Source organism: Xenorhabdus sp. SGI 60 (assembly GCF_056632175.1).
This window is the reverse complement of record NZ_CP196860.1, coordinates 3,124,176-3,138,830: the sequence shown is the minus strand read 5'-3', so window position 1 is coordinate 3,138,830 and position 14,655 is coordinate 3,124,176. Positions and strand designations below refer to the sequence as shown.

The window sequence follows — 14,655 nt, the reverse complement described above, 5'->3', positions numbered from 1 at the left end:
TATATATTATTGAAATAAAATTTATAATTGTTATTATTTCAATTTGAAATGATATTTATTTTTAATATTCATTGACAATAAAATCATGATCTTATAATTTAACTTAAAATAACATAAGGATTTTTAAAATGGCAAATATAATTTACTTAACAGTAAATGGCAAAAAACAAGGTTTGATATCTTCTGGGTGCTCATCAAAAGACTCTATAGGAAATATCTATCAAATTGGGCGAGAAGATCAAATATATGTTTATGAACTAAACCATTCACTATCTAGAGATCAGAATGTAAACCATCTTCCTATAACTATAAAAAAACCAATAGATAAATCAACTCCATTATTAGGAGTCGCAATATCAAATAATGAAGAATTGGACTGTACTCTTGATATATACAGAACAGATGAAAATGGTGGATTATCTCATTATTTCACAATAAAAATAACAGGTGCAACAATAAGTAATATTGATATTATTTGTCCTAATTCATTAACACATAATGATTCCCAACCTCAAGAAATAATTTCATTGAAATATAAAAGTATTACATGGCAACATCGATTAGCGGGAACTAGTGGATATAGCTTCTGGGAAGATAGGATTTACTAAAATGTATGGTTTATACGGTCGCTCTGGTAGAGAGTCTTACTTTAGAACACAAGCATTGCATAAAAAAACAAGAATGCGGCAATTGGTACTCTCTACATCAATATTCATTAACAGTAATATATTAAGAAAAAAATATATTGACGAGTTAAATTATTTAACTGATTTATATGAGCGTCATATATTTAGTTCAGACAACGCTGAAGAAAGGGAATCCATTCTTCAAATGATGGGAAATGAAATAAAGCACTTAGAATATCAAGAGCATTTGTGCAGATATAAACTTTATCAACAATATGCCCTCATTGAGACAAATAATCGGGGAATGGATAATATTGATTATGTGTTAAAAGGAGTTGGCATAGTCGTAGGTTTATCACAAATAGTTGCAGGAATAGGCCTGATATCAGGAGCAACTATTACTGTATTTGGGATACCTGTTGGTTATGTGGCAGGAGCAGGATTAGTAGTTCATGGTTTTGGTGCCATTCAAGAGAATACTATGGCTCTAATTAAAGATGATCCAAACTACAAAGGATTGGTCAGATTAGGATATGAAAATACCTTTGAATATTTGGGCTCTAGTAAAACAACAGGAAGCCTAGTTTATGCAGGAGTAGATTTATCACTGTCTACTCATGCATTATTATCGCGTACCTTAAAACCTGATGCATGGCGATTATTTCATCACATTAATGAAGATTATGTACATGGTTACAAACTTATGAGTGGATACGCACTAGGCTTCGAAATAACGGCCGATGGTCTTACGATAAAATCGGCCTATGATATATACAACAATCCAAACTACAACAAGTAATAATTTAATCTATCCTTTATGTTTTTTTATAAACATAAAGGATTTATATGTTAGTCTTACAGATGAAAAATATAACACTATTGGCATTGAAATAAAAAATGTAAGCGCAGTATTAATATAATCATCGATATCATGAGCGAGTAATAGCATGCAAATAAAAAAAGAAAGAGTAATAAAAAAAACAAAAACAAAACCATGAAATTTTCTTTTCAAAATATATATTTCTTGCATTATTTCATAACCGGATCGTTCTGAAGCAGCTTTTATCAAGCTAATATCCTTTGAAGTAAAACCATGTTCAATCATTAATGACACTATATTTTTTTCCATTTTCACTCACCTTTAATAATTTTGTCATATATGCAAAACGCTGACATGGAAATTGAATATTATGTCAGGTTGACGATGAAAATTATAATCCCGCGCACTTATTTTTCTATGCCTACATGCTACACGTATTATAACCATACGTGAAGAAAACATTATCTTCTGATTTGAAAAAAACCAGATGCAGACCGGCAACGGGCAAAATAACTGCATCAAACTGATGCCGGGGCAAATTTTCAACATTGCCGCCCATCCCCATGCCCCGCTCAATACCTGCTGGCAGATTGTCGGGATTAGCCATCAAGGACGTTGTCCGCAGGCACTGGGTGACCATGGTGGCGAGGGCACCACACTCAGCAATGAGTTCAGCTTTATCGATGGCTATGCCGACTGGCGCCCGCCCTTTCATTATAAGCCCCTGGCGGATGGGGATGAGAGTGCCACCGTGGTCGGGCCAGAAGGCGAAGAAATCTTCGTCAACAAAGACGGTGCGATTAAAGTCCATTTTCATTGGAACCGCTACGACAAAGCCGATGACATCGCATCTTGTTGAGTTCGGGTGGCTCAGGGCTGGAGTGGCAATGGCTTTGGCTTTATGGCTATCCCGCGTATCGGGCAGGAAGTGATTGTTTCTTACCTTAACGGCGATATTGACCGGCCGATAGTGACCGGCAGTGTCTATAACGCCGTCAACCGCCCGCCACTGGATTTACCCGCCGCGAAAACCCGTACCACATTTAAAACCAAAACCCACAAAGGGGAAGGCTTCAACGAACTGCGCTTTGAGGATGCGAAAGGCAGTGAGGAAGTGTTTATTCATGCGCAAAAAGACATGAAAACCACCGTACTCAATAACCGCGAAACCCATGTGCTGGCTAACCACAGTGAAACCGTCGAAAAAAACCAGACCATCAATGTCTTCGAGCACAAGGAAGAGGACGTCGGGATCACCCATACGCACACGGTGGGCGAATCGTTAGCCATTACGGTCGGCGATGTGATTGAACTACGTTGCGGCAGCAGCTGTCTGCGGATGGACAAGTTCGGCAATGTCACGATCCAGAGCACCAAATTCCTGTTTGACGCCGCGGATGCCATCCAAATCAGTGCGCAAGACATTGACCTGAACTAAGGAGCCAAACAATGGAATTCAGAAACCTGACCCCGTTTTCTGTCATTAATTACAAAATGCTGGATACTGAAGACGAGGAATATCATGTTGTTGCCATGAAAATCGTCTACCAGCTCCAGCCGGTGGGTGCGGGGCATTACCAGCCTGTACTGGCCGCCCCTTATGGCGAACTGACGGTACAGGATACCTTTTCCGGCGAAATGAACCGGTCATCGGTTTTGCAGGAAAGTGATTTAGCGCCGCTGAAATTTAAATGTGACGTGATAGTCAATGGTGTCGCCTACGCCCCAGGGGGTGAAGCCTGTGAAAAAGTGCCTGTCCGGTTACAGGTCACCACGCGTGACGGGCAAGCGCTGATCGATAAAACCCTGCATGTCTGGGGAGAGCGGGAGTTTCAGCGTGCTTCACAAGGCGAATGGCAACTGACGCCGCCCCAAAAATTCACGACGTTACCGGTGGATTACTGCGATGCCTTTGGCGGGGAATGCAAAGTATATGAAAAGGATGATGCGGCTGCTTCCGTGCCCGAAGAGGCCCGTCTGACCGACACCCAGCGGGAACAGCATCCGGAAAAAGACAATGCCCCCATTGCCCATGCCACATGGGAATACAATCCGCTGGGGACGGGCTTTATCACCCCGTGGTATGCGAAGGCAAAAGACCTCTCCCGCTACCCGGCACCGCGCATTGAACACCCTGATGCGCCGATAACGGCAGCCCACTTTGCGCAGTGGCTGAATTCGCCGCCGTCCATCACGGAAAAGGTCTGTCAGCCTGCGGGACTGGGAATTATCGGGCGTGCCTGGCTGCCCCGCCGCACACTGGCAGGCACCTATGATGAGCAGTGGCTGACAGAACGCCATCCTTATCTCCCCGATGATTTCAGTTTTCGTTACTGGAATAACGCGCCGGACGACCAGCAAATTGACTTTCCTGCTCCTGATATCCGTATCAGCCTGTTCAACCTGACTCCAGATGGTGAACTGCATGTCCAGTTGCCGGGGCACCGGCCGCTGATCCTGTTGAGAATGCTCAGTGGTGAAATGCTCCCGGAACGGATGTACGCCGATACCCTCATTATCGACAGCGAAGCGCTCACGCTCACCATGACTTACCGTTACCACATTGAGGCAACATCGCCCCTTCGGGTGATGGAAGCCCGTTTTGAAATGGACCCGGCAGCACCGCTGATAAGAATTGCCTCACCGGATGACAAAGACGAGACGGAGATACATATTTATGGCTGATAATTACCTTGCCCGGACAGGCACCCAGTGGATGGTCATCGGCATTTTACCGGATGTCTGCAAAACCCCGATGGGCTCTTCCACGCCCCCAATCCCTTACCCCGTGATGGCCAAACTGGCAGACAGTTCCGTGCCGGTAAAATCCGTGCGCGCCAATGGCAAACCTGTTGTGGTTTTTGCACAGTCGTTTGTTCCCCAAACGCTGGGCGATGAACCCGGTGTGGCGAATGGCGTCAAAAGCGGCACAGTGGGGGGGAAATGCCACCCCAAAGCGCAGGAGCATTCAAAAAGTGTGCGGGTCGGCAATAAATTGCTGTTGCGCCACGGTGACAAATTCTGGATGAACGGAGCATAAGGACATGGCAAAAATCAAAAAAATCCCGCCGAAACCGGCGAGTAATGAGGCATTATGGAAAAAACGGGCGCATGACGATGCCCCGACCGGTGAGGGTAATACGTTAGGGGAAATTACCGGGCAACCGCCGAAATCGACTGAGGTGCCTAAAGAAGCGAATCCCGTTATCAAGCCGACTACCCAGAGTGAGGAAGGATTTTGGGGAAAAGTCGGCGATGTGGGAACCGGTATCCTGAAAAATCTGGGAAATACGGCCATTGATATTGCTGAAGTGGTATATAAAGGCCATCAGGCTAATGCTGCGGTGGATATGCAACTGGAAGCATTAGCACATAAAGCCGCGGGGAATGAAGCAGAAGCCAATAGATTAACGAATAAGGCTGATGCGCTCATGGAAAACGCGAATCTGGACGAATACCGATTTAAGCCAGAAGGCGCGGCAGAAGAATTGGGGGATACCCTCGCTGACTTAAACCCCAAAGGGGTATTCAAGCAAGCGGTGAAAGGTATCGCTCAAGGCGGGTCAAAGGCCATGTCGATCATCGCTGGCAAGGAAAAGGGAGTTGCGCGAAGAAACTCCAGAGCTAAACGACAAGAGACCCGGGCGGCTGAAAGAGATAAAACAACACCTTCCAAAGACCCAGACGAGCTTAAAAAGGAACTGAAAGAAAAACAGCAAAATAAAGGGGGTAAAGTCAAAGGGGTTAAGAAGACTAAGGTGCCGTGTTTTAATCCTTATGACAGCAAGCGATATAAGAAGTTAAAAACGGATAAAGAGCGAAAAGCATTTTTAGATGAGTATTCCGAGCAATTAAGAAGACAGCAGGATGCTATTAATAGTATGTCACCTGAAGAATTCAAAATTGCCAGGGATGCTTATAAGAAACATAAGCGGAATGGCAAAGCAGCAAATGCTCAAGGAGATTTTAGAGACCAAACAGAATCTGATATAAGAAAAAGTATACATAAAAAGTTAGTTTCAAAAGGGATGGATCCTGATAAGGCTGATATAATAGCAGAAAAAAATGCTAAAGAGGCACTTCAAGGATTAGCTGCATTACATGAACCCGATATGGTAGCAGGAGGTTATGGGCAATATGCACCTAAAAAAATGGGTGATTCTGGAATTAACAGTGCTATAGGCGGTAGCTGGAAAGGTGGAAGAATAAAAGCTCTTGATAATGCAGCGAAAGAGGCTGTTGACAGTGGATTGGGTGACGCTAAGATGAACGTTCAATTAGAACTATGCAGGGGAAGGGGGAAAAGTAATGCGTGATAAATACTTTGAATATTTTATTAAAAAAATGGGCGAAGCAACTCAACATAGAAGTGTTGCTATGAGTTCCATACATAAATGGCAAGACAAACTGCCAAAAAAACTATTGTACTATTGGGAAACTGAAGGTTGGAATAATTACCATGATGGACTATTTAGCATAGTAAACCCCGAAGATTATGAAGACATTGTTGATATGTGGTTAGAAGATACTCCATTTGAATCAATGGATTCTTATCATGTTATTGCTAGAAGTGGTTTTGGTAAACTATATCTCTGTGGGGAAGAAACAGGAACAAATCTATCTATATCATGTTTATTCAATACCATTACATTTGATAAAGATAACTTTTATAAAAAAGATGATAACCAATTTTCTCTAGATATTTCAGGTTGTTTCTCAGCTGAAACACCAGAGTCAAATGATCTTAAAGGTGGTACAAAAAAAGGGATTTTCGCCCAAGCCGTAAAAAAATATGGCCCATTAAATGAAAATGAAATCTTTGGTTTCGAACCTGCCATTGTATTAGGCGGTGAAATTAAACTAGAAAATGTCAGAAAATTAGATATGCATATCCATTTGGATATTCTTCGTCAATTTGCAGATCCAGATATTCAAGAGATTTGATTATTCCCTATTGCTAAAGTGACTGTTTTTAACAGTCACTTTATTTATTATGAATATAAATAATGCGTGATAAATATTTCGATAGTTTTATTGAAGAATTCGGGGAAGCTACTCAGCATATAGCCGTACCTTCTGAATCGATAGAAAAATGGCGAGGAAAGTTACCCAACCAACTATTACATTATTGGAAAACAGAAGGCTGGAATAGCTATCAGGATGGATTATTTAGCATTGTCAATCCCGATGATTATGAAGACATTGTTGATAAATAGCGTTTCAAAATAATAGGAGTATTCCTTACCCTGCGCGCCGCGCGGGGTAAGGAACCCCAACATCTGATACTCTCAGTATTATGAAAACCTATTTATGTGGTTAGAAGATACACCATTTGAGTCAATGGATGCTTATCATGTTATTGCTAGAAGTGGATTTGGTAAAATCTATCTTTGTGGTGAAAAAACGGGGATAAATTTATCAATATCTTGTATTTTTAATAAAATCACATACGATAAAGACAACAACTTTAATAAAAATGAAAAAGATTTAGAACTTGATATCGTCAGTTTCTTCTCAAGCAAATCAATTAGCCATTTTGACTTAAAAGGTGGCAAAAAAACAGGTATTTTTGCCCAAGCCGTAAAAAAACATGGCCCATTAAATGAAAATGAAATTTTTGGTTTCGAACCTGCCATTGTATTAGGCGGTGAGATTAAACTAGAAAATATCAGAAAACTGGATATGCATATTCATCTAGATATTCTTCGTCAATTTGCAGATCCAGATATTCAAGAGATTTGATTATTTCCCCATTGCTAAAGTGACTGTTTTAACAGTCACTTTATATATTTATTATGAGTATAAATAATGCGTGATAAATATTTCGATAGCTTTATTGAAGAATTCGGGTAGGCCAATACAATTAACGACTACACGCAAATCCGGTCATCGCCCAGCCATTTCGCATCCACCGGTCGGTTTCTGCCCAAAACGCCCATTTTGCCTGATGCTCTGCAAAACCTGAGCTGGCGGCCAGATAATCCGTCGAGGTCACATAAAATTCCCGCGTCCAGCCATCATAAAGATAAAAGTTCCCCCATTCCTCATAGAGCTGTTCCAGCGCATATTTGGAGGCAATCCGGCTGCCGAGTGATTTGCAAAGCTGTTTCGCATTTGAATAAAAATCTTTCGTCAGGCCGGAGCGCTCAAACCAGGTGTGAACCGTCAAGGTCAGCTCGACCTGCTGCCCGGTCTCATCAGTACCCGTGAGCCTGACTCCGTCAGGATTTTGCTGTACCGTCACCACATCCCCCGATACCGTCACCGAGGGCGAGTTACTCTGCCAGTTCACCCGGCCTGTATTGCCTGTCGTGATAAGACGGAATTTCGCGCCACGCCAGAGTACGGAGGGTCCCCGGGGCCAAACGATTTCTGGTTGGCATTGCCGCCCTGGCGGTCAACGGCAACGGTATCAACCAGGCGCAACGGCGAAACAAATTCGATCACCGGCGATATTTGTTGCTGATCACCGATCCGTGCACTAACCACCCCCTTTCCCTGATGGTGGCTGACAACAGTCGCAGTTACATTTCCCCAGTGGTCTGTCCGGGTTTCCGCAGACATCATCTCGCTGAAGTCCCCTGACCACTCAACCATCTGATCCGAAAGCCCCCAGCCACGGCTGTCCATCACCATGACGGTGAACGTCACCTGCTCGGTGCCATCGGCGGTTGCGTGGGTTTTATCCTGTGCCTGCGCCACAATGGTCAAAGAAACCACGGTGCCTGCCGGCATCATATCCATCAGCGCATTGATATTATCCCCCCGTTTCACTTCGCCCGTCAGCGTGCCCGGCTCAGGCGGGCGGCGCAGGCGTTCAACCGGCACCGCTTTATGCGGCAGGCCATCAAACCACCAGAGTCCGTTTTCGGGATCAGACACCGGTGGGGTAAACCACAGGCTTTCGGCAAAGTCATTATGGAGCGGGAGATCGAGCTGCATGGGCGTTTCATAACTCACCGTGTGGTAAAAATCGGCTTTTGCCATGCCCCAGTCCGGGGATGGGTTAAAATGACGTAACAACCAGCTGTGGATCTGCTCGCCATTCTGCCGGACGGCCACAATACCCGCCGCCGCCAGTGACGACACCAGCCGCTCGCAGACCTGATTAAGTGCCGCCACCGAGGATACGGTTGAGTTGTGTGTCTGCGATTTGTGAGCCGGCAGCCAGCGGTAGACGACCATACGCGTCTGGCGTTGTTGTCCCCGCCACGGTTGCCCGGTAATTAAGCTGTCGTGAAATATCCCCTCAGGCTGAGCAATGCTGTTCAGATGGCGTTCGGACTCGGCCAGAAAGGCATCCGTAAACGCGGTACCTTGCGCCCACGGTTTTACATAGTCCCGTAACGTGCTGAGGTAACTGGCTGAATCATCCTCATCCTGACAAAAAAACTGCACCACCCACGGTGAAATATCGTCTTCCTCCAGACTGTCCTGGATCGCATCCTCCAGCTGATCCCGGATTTCAATCAGCCGTTCCATCGGACGCCCTTCGGTGGCAACCGGTTCGATGCGATAGACCGCACCGACAGAAACCCCGTCATCCAGCAACAGGCATTGCCCGTCTTCCAGATATTCCACCCAGGGCAGGTAGTCGATGATGGAGGGATTGGCCCGGTAAATCGCGGCTTCATCGGCTTCACGTAGCTTGCCGGGGCGATGCAGGGCTTTGGGATTTTCCATTACCGTGCCTCCGTGCGTTCACCCGGCAGGGCGTACTGCACCTGCTGATAAAACGGGAACACGGTACTGTAGCCCGGTATCGGTGTATTGCCGGCGGCCAGATGCGGGAAGACATACATCACCATATCGGGATTGGGGAGACGGGGAAATTGCTGGCTGATTTCCTGCGCAGCCGAACGGCTGTAATGGTCAGGCTCTTCCAGTGCCCGATGCCGTTCGGTTTCGGTCAACGTTCTACGCAATGCGGTTCTCGCCTGCACGGTAGTATGACCGGCTTTATTGCCCTGCCACATCGCCAGCACCGTCTGCTCGCCGGCAGGCAGCAACGTGTCTTTCGAGGTTGAACAGCCGGCCATCAGCCCTGACAGACACAGCACGACAAGAGCGTTTATTTTTCGCACAATTGAACCTCCGGAGTGCCAATAGCGGTAAAGGTGGCAAACTCAGGATGGACGGCCAGCTCCGATACCGTAAACGGCAGGCGCTCCCACTGTTCAGGCTCAGCCTCGTTGTTGCCTGCCATCATGGATTGCCACTGTGTGTCTGACAGGCGCCAGACCGTAAAATCACCGTCACCCAGTTGTTGACACGCATTGCCGATGGCAAGATACAGTCGGGACGCTTTTTGATGGACAGGCCGCCAGTAGAGCTGAACCGGTACAGGTTCAGCGTGTGGGGAGCTGTTGACTTGTAGGCAATAAGGCTGGCTGGCACTGAACAGCCATCGAAAGACAGGCGTTTCCATTAATCTAAGGCTTCCTGAGTATTCATGTTGAACGGGTTCACTAAAGTCGTAGCGCACCTTACGGCCTTTCGTTTCGTAATCCATCGCCAGACTTTGGGTGATATGCACCACAACACCGGCGCCGGGCGGCACGTAGACCGCATCAAACGTCTGGCTGTAACGTTGTTTGAGCCAGTCGGTGATGTCATTCATGCCTCCGGCCAGGGCTTTTCCTAATGCCGCCTGTCCGGCGTTGCCCGTTAACGCAGACGTGATGCCGCCAGCGCCGTTGGTTTGGGCGGTTCGCTGACTCTCGTTCAAGGCGTCCCCGGCCGAATTCATGGCCGACAGGGCAAACAGCGTCGGCAGATAGGTCGTGGCGTTGGATTTACGCTCACCACTGATACAGGGAATGCCGTTTTCATCGGACAACCAGCCGATACCCTGCTGATTCTGCCCTTTGCCCGGCAAAGTACGCACGGTGCCATCCTGAAACACAAAGGTGATGGAATTGACCTGCCCGCGCACACAGGAGAGGGTCCAGTCACCACTGGCTGAACCGGAAACCACCGCCCCTTCCACTTCCGGCAGTTCGATACCGTTGGCGGTCAGGTTGTCTTTGCCAATCAGAATTTTGAACGGGTAAGGGTCGGTCACGGTGCCATTGACAGGCACCCGGCCTAATAACGCGGTCATCGCCTGACTGCCGACCAGCGTGGCATTTTCCGGCAGGGTATAGACCGGGGTTTCGTTCTTTTCCTTCAGCGCGGCCTTCGCTCTGCATTTTGCCCCGCTGTCGGTTGTTCGCTTAAAAAAGAAGTGGGATATTGCGGTGTCGATTGACCATGACCCATCGCTTGCAACGCTGCGGCGTTTTTCATCCGCCGGATTGACCCAGATAAATTCATCCTGCCCACTGACTGGATGGGCCGCATACGGACTGCTCAATGCGCTTTGGCTTTCCGGTACAGACAAAGGGGTTGAATTTAACCGCTCAGTGAGCAAATCAATTTGTGCCAGCAAACTTTGCTGCTCATCCTGCAACGTGCGCTGACGCTGTTCATCTTCCTGGCGGATGGTGGCAACCGCCGCATCGATTTGGCCGGCAACATCAAGGTGCTGGTGCTTTAACTGGTCATTTTCTTTCAGGATATCGGTATTCTGCTGGCTTAGGCGTTTCTGCTCTGCCCGCACTTTATTCAGTGCCCCTATCAGGGTACGCAGGGTATCTTCCGGCGTATCGCCACCCACCCCCAGCGCCTGCAACTCCTCCGGTGACAGCGTGGCCAATACATTATTCGACGTCGTGCTGGGCGCGGCACCTTCCGTTGAACTGCAACTTTTGATGCCGATAAATCCGCCAATAACCAGCACTGTCGGCACCAGTATTTTCACCAACGCATTGGACTTAACCTCCATGACGGCCTCCCGGTTTCACCGATGCCGGCTCAGGGATAAAAGCATTATCCAGCGGTACTTTGGTGACGAGGTACAATACCGTTGTATCCTCCGGTGACCCCGTTTCACCCAGCCAACGATGCTGGAACGTAGCGGCCACAAACTGCCCCTGTAATCCTCGCGGGTCGAGGGTGATAGTGCGTTTGGCCGTATTGCGCAGTTTCAGCGCGATGACGGTGTGATGGTGTAATCGCCAGCCTGCCAGCGGCGTAATCGCAATCGGCTCTGACGGGTAGAGTGTGGTGATAGACGGAGGCAAATGCAGATTCACGGGCTGGATGCCTGCCACCGGCTCGACGGTACGCAACGGGGCATAGAGTTGCTGCGCGGCATAACGGGTTAAGGCGACCGGAACGGGCGCCGATAATTTGACGTTGCTCTGGGAGTTGTGATTTTGAGGCAGTAGGTTTTTCATCCGGGTAAATAATACGTACGGGCTCCGTTGGGCCCGCTTTGGTCGCCGTGATGTCCAGTAAAATGATTTCGCCGTTTTCGCTGTCCTGCAATTGCAGACGGGTTGGCGGGAAGGTACTGTTGGCTTTCAGGTAAATCGCCCCGCCCGCGCTCTGTACCCGCAATGTATCGCGAAGCGCTGGCGGAAAACCGATACGGACATTCCGGTCAGCAAAAATAATCCGCTCCTGACCGACCTTGAGCGCAATGGATAACGGAATGCGTTCCCATGTCATCAGTTCATCAGCTTTTGCGCTGACGTTGAACAGCAACATGCTGACCAGTCCTAACCAAAATACGGCGGCCAAATGACACCTCTGTTCATTGAAACACGCCCTTTTTCTCTTCTGCCAATTGTGGCATCGCTTCCAGCCGCTGTGGCATGCCGTCGTAACAATCCAGCGCCAGCCCGAAGGGATTACGCTCGGCATCGCCCTCCCAGCGCACCACTTTCAGCGGATAACGCACCAGGGCCCGTTTGACCGGTTCAGCGTGATAATATTCATCCGCCACCAAATCCAGCCGGACTACCCAGTTATCCCGGTCACGCACCGTCACACTGCGCGTCTCATAGCCGCGGCCGGGAATTTCATACACCACCCGTACCCGGTCAAGCAGTTCACCACTGTCGGCACGGGTTTTGGCATCTTCACGCAGAAAATCCTGACACGCCGGCGTCAGATAAGGCGACAGGGCATAAATTTTAGCCGGATAGTCCTGTGCCCCGTTTTTCGGCCAGGCATTCAGTTGCTGAAAAATATAAAAGGCAAAGCTATAGACGCTGGGTGTCGGCACTTCCCACCACGGGCGCGTACTGCCGGTGCGTAAATCTGGCGGGTTATGGATGGTGAGATTGCGTGGTGACGCCATCCAGCCCGTCAGGCTCAGCAGCAATACCAGCACCAGAATGCCGCACGCCACTCGCAGGGTCAGAATATGCTGGTCCCGGTTTTTCACTGCATGACGAAACCGGCTCATCGCGCTCTCCTGCTTCGGCGCAACGACCAGCCCTGAGCGGCAATAATCAATGCCGGATCACCGAGACCCAACCGGCGCTTTTTCTCTTCCAGTTTCAGCCAGATATAATTCTCCGGCTTGCCACGTTTAACCTGCGCAAGCCAGCGCCCGCCAAAGCTCATCAGTAACAAGGGCATCACCAACATGCCGGTCGGGAGCATGACCCAACCGGCTAATGGGATCAGGGGAAGACTGACGGCCAGTCCGAGCGCGATCCCGGCCAGTGCGGCCAGTCCCATCTCCGGCGTGGTGAACCCGCGAAACACCACCGGTTCGGCGTTTAAACGGTCAGGTAAGAAAGCGATCGTTTGCATGGTGGCGGCCTTAAAAGATAATACTGGCCGATTTCGACAGCAGCCAAATCACGGCCACCAACAACACCACGCCGACCACGACGATGGCGCCAAACTGGGTCCAGGTCGATTTGCCATCCCGTACTTCGGAGAAGGTTTCGACGGCGGCCGAGGCGACTTTAAAGAAGGCCACCGCCGACAGGATCAGCCCGCCAATCACAATGCCATCCTGCGCGTACCCTTTCGCCTGTCCCAGCAATCCGCCCCCGCCACCACTTTTCGGCGGTTCGATAGCGGGTAAATCGGCCCAGGCGGATCCACAGGAAAGGCAGAATAAAAGAGAAAGCGCTTATTCTGGTCATCAGGCTTGTACTGATACGCCGGCAGACGGTAAAAATTTGCTTCATATTGACTCTGTTCCTTTTCATTATGCTCGCTGCATTAACTGGCAAACATCCAGACAGCCACGACCAGCAATACCGCGGTTCGAAGGGCAAACTGGCTGAGGGTCTGATTACGCACTTTTTCATTCGCCCAGCCATGCCAGACATCCACTGCAGCCCAGGCCGCCCAGAAAAACAAGGTGGCCAGGAAAAACCCGACGCACACCAGATACAGAAAAGTGATATCAAAATGCCCGGAGGCCACTTCAAACGCATTGCGTTGGGCGTCAGTCATTGCGGGTTTTCCTGACGGTCATGGCCGGATAACGCGCCGGATCATGGGGCTGGTCGCGGGAAGGCGTGAGATAGTGATCGATACCGGCTTTGATGGTGTTGAGATCAGCCTGGATACGCTGATAATCAAAGTCATAACGAGGGAGTTTTGAGGTATCAGATTGCTTTTCTGCGATGCTTGCACGTTCCAGTGCCATTTGCACCTGCTCAATCAGACGCTTTGCACTCGCCAGTTCGTCTTTTTCGGCCGCATGGGCCAACGGCATACACAACACAGCCAGCCCCAACAGGCAGGCAGAACAGGATATCGAAAAGCCACCGCGCATAAACACTCACCTTATGATGGGTTCCAAAATGCCGAGGATGCGGCGTTTTTGATATCAGGTCAGCAATAAACTCTTTATGCTTTGGTGAAAATTAGCTAAATAGTTGGACTAATTTATTCGATTTAACTGGTTTAATAATGAAGGGCAAGACAAATGCTGCGGATTGATTTTTACATGTCTCTCTTTCTCTACTATGAATACGAGAAGGCTACGCAAATTGGTGCGCGCTGGGGATGCGGCCGCCAAACCTGGTATATCGACAACAGTTTTCATTGATCCTCGTTTATTGAACTGGTTACCGTTTCTACAATGTCCATGCTGAATCTCGTGGATCTCTCCTCAAACCCGGACACCGTACCCGCACTGCCATGAACACACTACCGTCACGGCGTTTTTATGCTGCCTGCCGGGCATAAAATGTTGGAAAGCGGAGGTGATGAAGTATGAGGATGACGAAGAAACCCACGCTGTTTTAAATTTCTGAACTACGAAGAAGCAGGCGCAGTCCGGCATTTCTCTTTTATGTTTCCGCGATATTCCCACCACCGTGCGCAACGTATTATCTGTGGCTTTCTTTT

The 14,655-nt window shown here is 48.4% G+C and carries 16 protein-coding genes and 5 pseudogenes; 9 read left to right on the top strand and 12 right to left on the bottom strand.

All coding sequences use genetic code 11. The features are described from left to right. The first annotated feature begins 128 nt into the window (after positions 1–128). A complete protein-coding gene (locus ACSJJG_RS14780; RefSeq protein WP_189761346.1) occupies positions 129–608 on the top strand; it encodes an Hcp family type VI secretion system effector in 480 nt (159 codons plus the stop codon). Next, on the top strand, positions 574–1,425 hold the full coding sequence (locus ACSJJG_RS14775; protein WP_282885609.1) for a DUF4225 domain-containing protein: 852 nt from the start codon (positions 574–576) through the stop codon (positions 1,423–1,425). Before ACSJJG_RS14780 ends, ACSJJG_RS14775 begins: the two co-directional genes overlap by 35 nt. 9 nt (positions 1,426–1,434) lie before the next feature. Here the strand turns inward: ACSJJG_RS14775 and ACSJJG_RS14770 are convergent, their stop codons facing one another. Continuing rightward, a complete protein-coding gene (locus tag ACSJJG_RS14770) occupies positions 1,435–1,755 on the bottom strand; it encodes a hypothetical protein (RefSeq protein ID WP_189761345.1) in 321 nt (106 codons plus the stop codon). Between the two features lie 172 nt (positions 1,756–1,927). On the opposite strand from ACSJJG_RS14770, the pseudogene tssI reads away from it, so the two are divergent. The 7 genes and pseudogenes from tssI to ACSJJG_RS14735 form a co-directional block, all read left to right on the top strand. Continuing rightward, positions 1,928–2,884: pseudogene (gene tssI, locus ACSJJG_RS14765) on the top strand (type VI secretion system tip protein TssI/VgrG); the annotation flags it as partial. An 11-nt stretch (positions 2,885–2,895) separates the two neighbouring features. Beyond that, positions 2,896–4,131, top strand: a complete 1,236-nt coding sequence (locus tag ACSJJG_RS14760; protein WP_189760696.1) for a DUF2169 family type VI secretion system accessory protein — start codon at positions 2,896–2,898, stop codon at positions 4,129–4,131. Continuing rightward, entirely contained in the window at positions 4,124–4,486 is a 363-nt protein-coding gene (locus ACSJJG_RS14755) for a DUF4150 domain-containing protein (protein ID WP_047962748.1), read from the top strand. The genes ACSJJG_RS14760 and ACSJJG_RS14755 overlap by 8 nt, the downstream gene beginning before the upstream one ends. Before the next feature lie 4 nt (positions 4,487–4,490). Next, positions 4,491–5,762, top strand: coding sequence for a polymorphic toxin type 15 domain-containing protein (locus tag ACSJJG_RS14750; protein ID WP_189760695.1), 1,272 nt, complete (start codon positions 4,491–4,493; stop codon positions 5,760–5,762). After that, positions 5,755–6,390 (top strand): GAD-like domain-containing protein, encoded by a 636-nt coding sequence (locus ACSJJG_RS14745; protein ID WP_189760694.1) that lies wholly within the window; start codon positions 5,755–5,757, stop codon positions 6,388–6,390. The genes ACSJJG_RS14750 and ACSJJG_RS14745 overlap by 8 nt, the downstream gene beginning before the upstream one ends. Positions 6,391–6,452: 62 nt before the next feature. Continuing rightward, on the top strand, positions 6,453–6,662 hold the full coding sequence (locus ACSJJG_RS14740; protein WP_189760693.1) for a GAD-like domain-containing protein: 210 nt from the start codon (positions 6,453–6,455) through the stop codon (positions 6,660–6,662). A 94-nt stretch (positions 6,663–6,756) separates the two neighbouring features. After that, the gene (locus ACSJJG_RS14735) at positions 6,757–7,188 is read left to right on the top strand and encodes a T6SS immunity protein Tdi1 domain-containing protein (protein WP_189760692.1); all 432 of its coding nucleotides are present in this window, start codon (positions 6,757–6,759) and stop codon (positions 7,186–7,188) included. Between the two features lie 121 nt (positions 7,189–7,309). Here the strand turns inward: ACSJJG_RS14735 and ACSJJG_RS14730 are convergent, their stop codons facing one another. The 11 genes and pseudogenes from ACSJJG_RS14730 to ACSJJG_RS14680 all read right to left on the bottom strand — a co-directional run bounded on the left by ACSJJG_RS14730 (position 7,310) and on the right by ACSJJG_RS14680 (position 14,077). Then, on the bottom strand, positions 7,310–7,690 hold the full coding sequence (locus tag ACSJJG_RS14730; protein ID WP_481089772.1) for a hypothetical protein: 381 nt from the start codon (positions 7,688–7,690) through the stop codon (positions 7,310–7,312). A gap of 44 nt (positions 7,691–7,734) precedes the next feature. Further along, positions 7,735–8,076 (bottom strand): hypothetical protein, encoded by a 342-nt coding sequence (locus ACSJJG_RS14725; RefSeq protein WP_481090450.1) that lies wholly within the window; start codon positions 8,074–8,076, stop codon positions 7,735–7,737. 51 nt (positions 8,077–8,127) lie between these two features. Beyond that, positions 8,128–9,129 (bottom strand): annotated as a pseudogene (locus ACSJJG_RS14720) (TraC family protein); the annotation flags it as partial. Beyond that, positions 9,129–9,485, bottom strand: coding sequence for a TIGR03751 family conjugal transfer lipoprotein (locus ACSJJG_RS14715; RefSeq protein WP_481090449.1), 357 nt, complete (start codon positions 9,483–9,485; stop codon positions 9,129–9,131). The gene ACSJJG_RS14715 and the pseudogene ACSJJG_RS14720, both read right to left, overlap by 1 nt. A gap of 32 nt (positions 9,486–9,517) precedes the next feature. After that, positions 9,518–11,272, bottom strand: a complete 1,755-nt coding sequence (locus tag ACSJJG_RS14710) for a TIGR03752 family integrating conjugative element protein (protein ID WP_481089771.1) — start codon at positions 11,270–11,272, stop codon at positions 9,518–9,520. Continuing rightward, positions 11,262–12,039 (bottom strand): annotated as a pseudogene (locus tag ACSJJG_RS14705) (TIGR03749 family integrating conjugative element protein). The gene ACSJJG_RS14710 and the pseudogene ACSJJG_RS14705 overlap by 11 nt, the downstream one beginning before the upstream one ends. A 46-nt stretch (positions 12,040–12,085) precedes the next feature. Then, positions 12,086–12,742, bottom strand: coding sequence for a PFL_4703 family integrating conjugative element protein (locus ACSJJG_RS14700; protein ID WP_481089770.1), 657 nt, complete (start codon positions 12,740–12,742; stop codon positions 12,086–12,088). Further along, complete coding sequence (locus ACSJJG_RS14695; RefSeq protein WP_481089769.1) at positions 12,739–13,095, bottom strand: TIGR03750 family conjugal transfer protein; 357 nt, start codon at positions 13,093–13,095, stop codon at positions 12,739–12,741. The genes ACSJJG_RS14700 and ACSJJG_RS14695 overlap by 4 nt, the downstream gene beginning before the upstream one ends. A 10-nt stretch (positions 13,096–13,105) precedes the next feature. Further along, a pseudogene (locus tag ACSJJG_RS14690) lies at positions 13,106–13,390 on the bottom strand (TIGR03745 family integrating conjugative element membrane protein); the annotation flags it as partial. A gap of 125 nt (positions 13,391–13,515) precedes the next feature. Continuing rightward, positions 13,516–13,752: a TIGR03758 family integrating conjugative element protein gene (locus ACSJJG_RS14685; protein WP_047684760.1), complete on the bottom strand. Its 237-nt coding sequence runs from the start codon at positions 13,750–13,752 to the stop codon at positions 13,516–13,518. Further along, positions 13,749–14,077, bottom strand: a pseudogene (locus ACSJJG_RS14680) (integrative conjugative element protein, RAQPRD family). Before ACSJJG_RS14680 ends, ACSJJG_RS14685 begins: the two are co-directional and overlap by 4 nt. Positions 14,078–14,655: the final 578 nt, after the last annotated feature.

Excerpts from the sequence above, each read along its gene's own strand:
- ACSJJG_RS14700 (WP_481089770.1), bottom strand. The coding sequence starts at position 12,742 with ATGAGCCGGTTTCGTCATGCAGTGAAAAACCGGGACCAGCATATTCTG.
- ACSJJG_RS14735 (WP_189760692.1), top strand. The coding sequence starts at position 6,757 with ATGTGGTTAGAAGATACACCATTTGAGTCAATGGATGCTTATCATGTT.
- ACSJJG_RS14695 (WP_481089769.1), bottom strand. The coding sequence starts at position 13,095 with ATGCAAACGATCGCTTTCTTACCTGACCGTTTAAACGCCGAACCGGTG.
- ACSJJG_RS14750 (WP_189760695.1), top strand. The coding sequence starts at position 4,491 with ATGGCAAAAATCAAAAAAATCCCGCCGAAACCGGCGAGTAATGAGGCA.
- ACSJJG_RS14770 (WP_189761345.1), bottom strand. The coding sequence starts at position 1,755 with ATGGAAAAAAATATAGTGTCATTAATGATTGAACATGGTTTTACTTCA.
- ACSJJG_RS14740 (WP_189760693.1), top strand. The coding sequence starts at position 6,453 with ATGCGTGATAAATATTTCGATAGTTTTATTGAAGAATTCGGGGAAGCT.
- ACSJJG_RS14755 (WP_047962748.1), top strand. The coding sequence starts at position 4,124 with ATGGCTGATAATTACCTTGCCCGGACAGGCACCCAGTGGATGGTCATC.
- ACSJJG_RS14745 (WP_189760694.1), top strand. The coding sequence starts at position 5,755 with ATGCGTGATAAATACTTTGAATATTTTATTAAAAAAATGGGCGAAGCA.
- ACSJJG_RS14780 (WP_189761346.1), top strand. The coding sequence starts at position 129 with ATGGCAAATATAATTTACTTAACAGTAAATGGCAAAAAACAAGGTTTG.
- ACSJJG_RS14685 (WP_047684760.1), bottom strand. The coding sequence starts at position 13,752 with ATGACTGACGCCCAACGCAATGCGTTTGAAGTGGCCTCCGGGCATTTT.
- ACSJJG_RS14725 (WP_481090450.1), bottom strand. The coding sequence starts at position 8,076 with ATGGACAGCCGTGGCTGGGGGCTTTCGGATCAGATGGTTGAGTGGTCA.
- ACSJJG_RS14760 (WP_189760696.1), top strand. The coding sequence starts at position 2,896 with ATGGAATTCAGAAACCTGACCCCGTTTTCTGTCATTAATTACAAAATG.
- ACSJJG_RS14710 (WP_481089771.1), bottom strand. The coding sequence starts at position 11,272 with ATGGAGGTTAAGTCCAATGCGTTGGTGAAAATACTGGTGCCGACAGTG.
- ACSJJG_RS14715 (WP_481090449.1), bottom strand. The coding sequence starts at position 9,485 with ATGGCCGGCTGTTCAACCTCGAAAGACACGTTGCTGCCTGCCGGCGAG.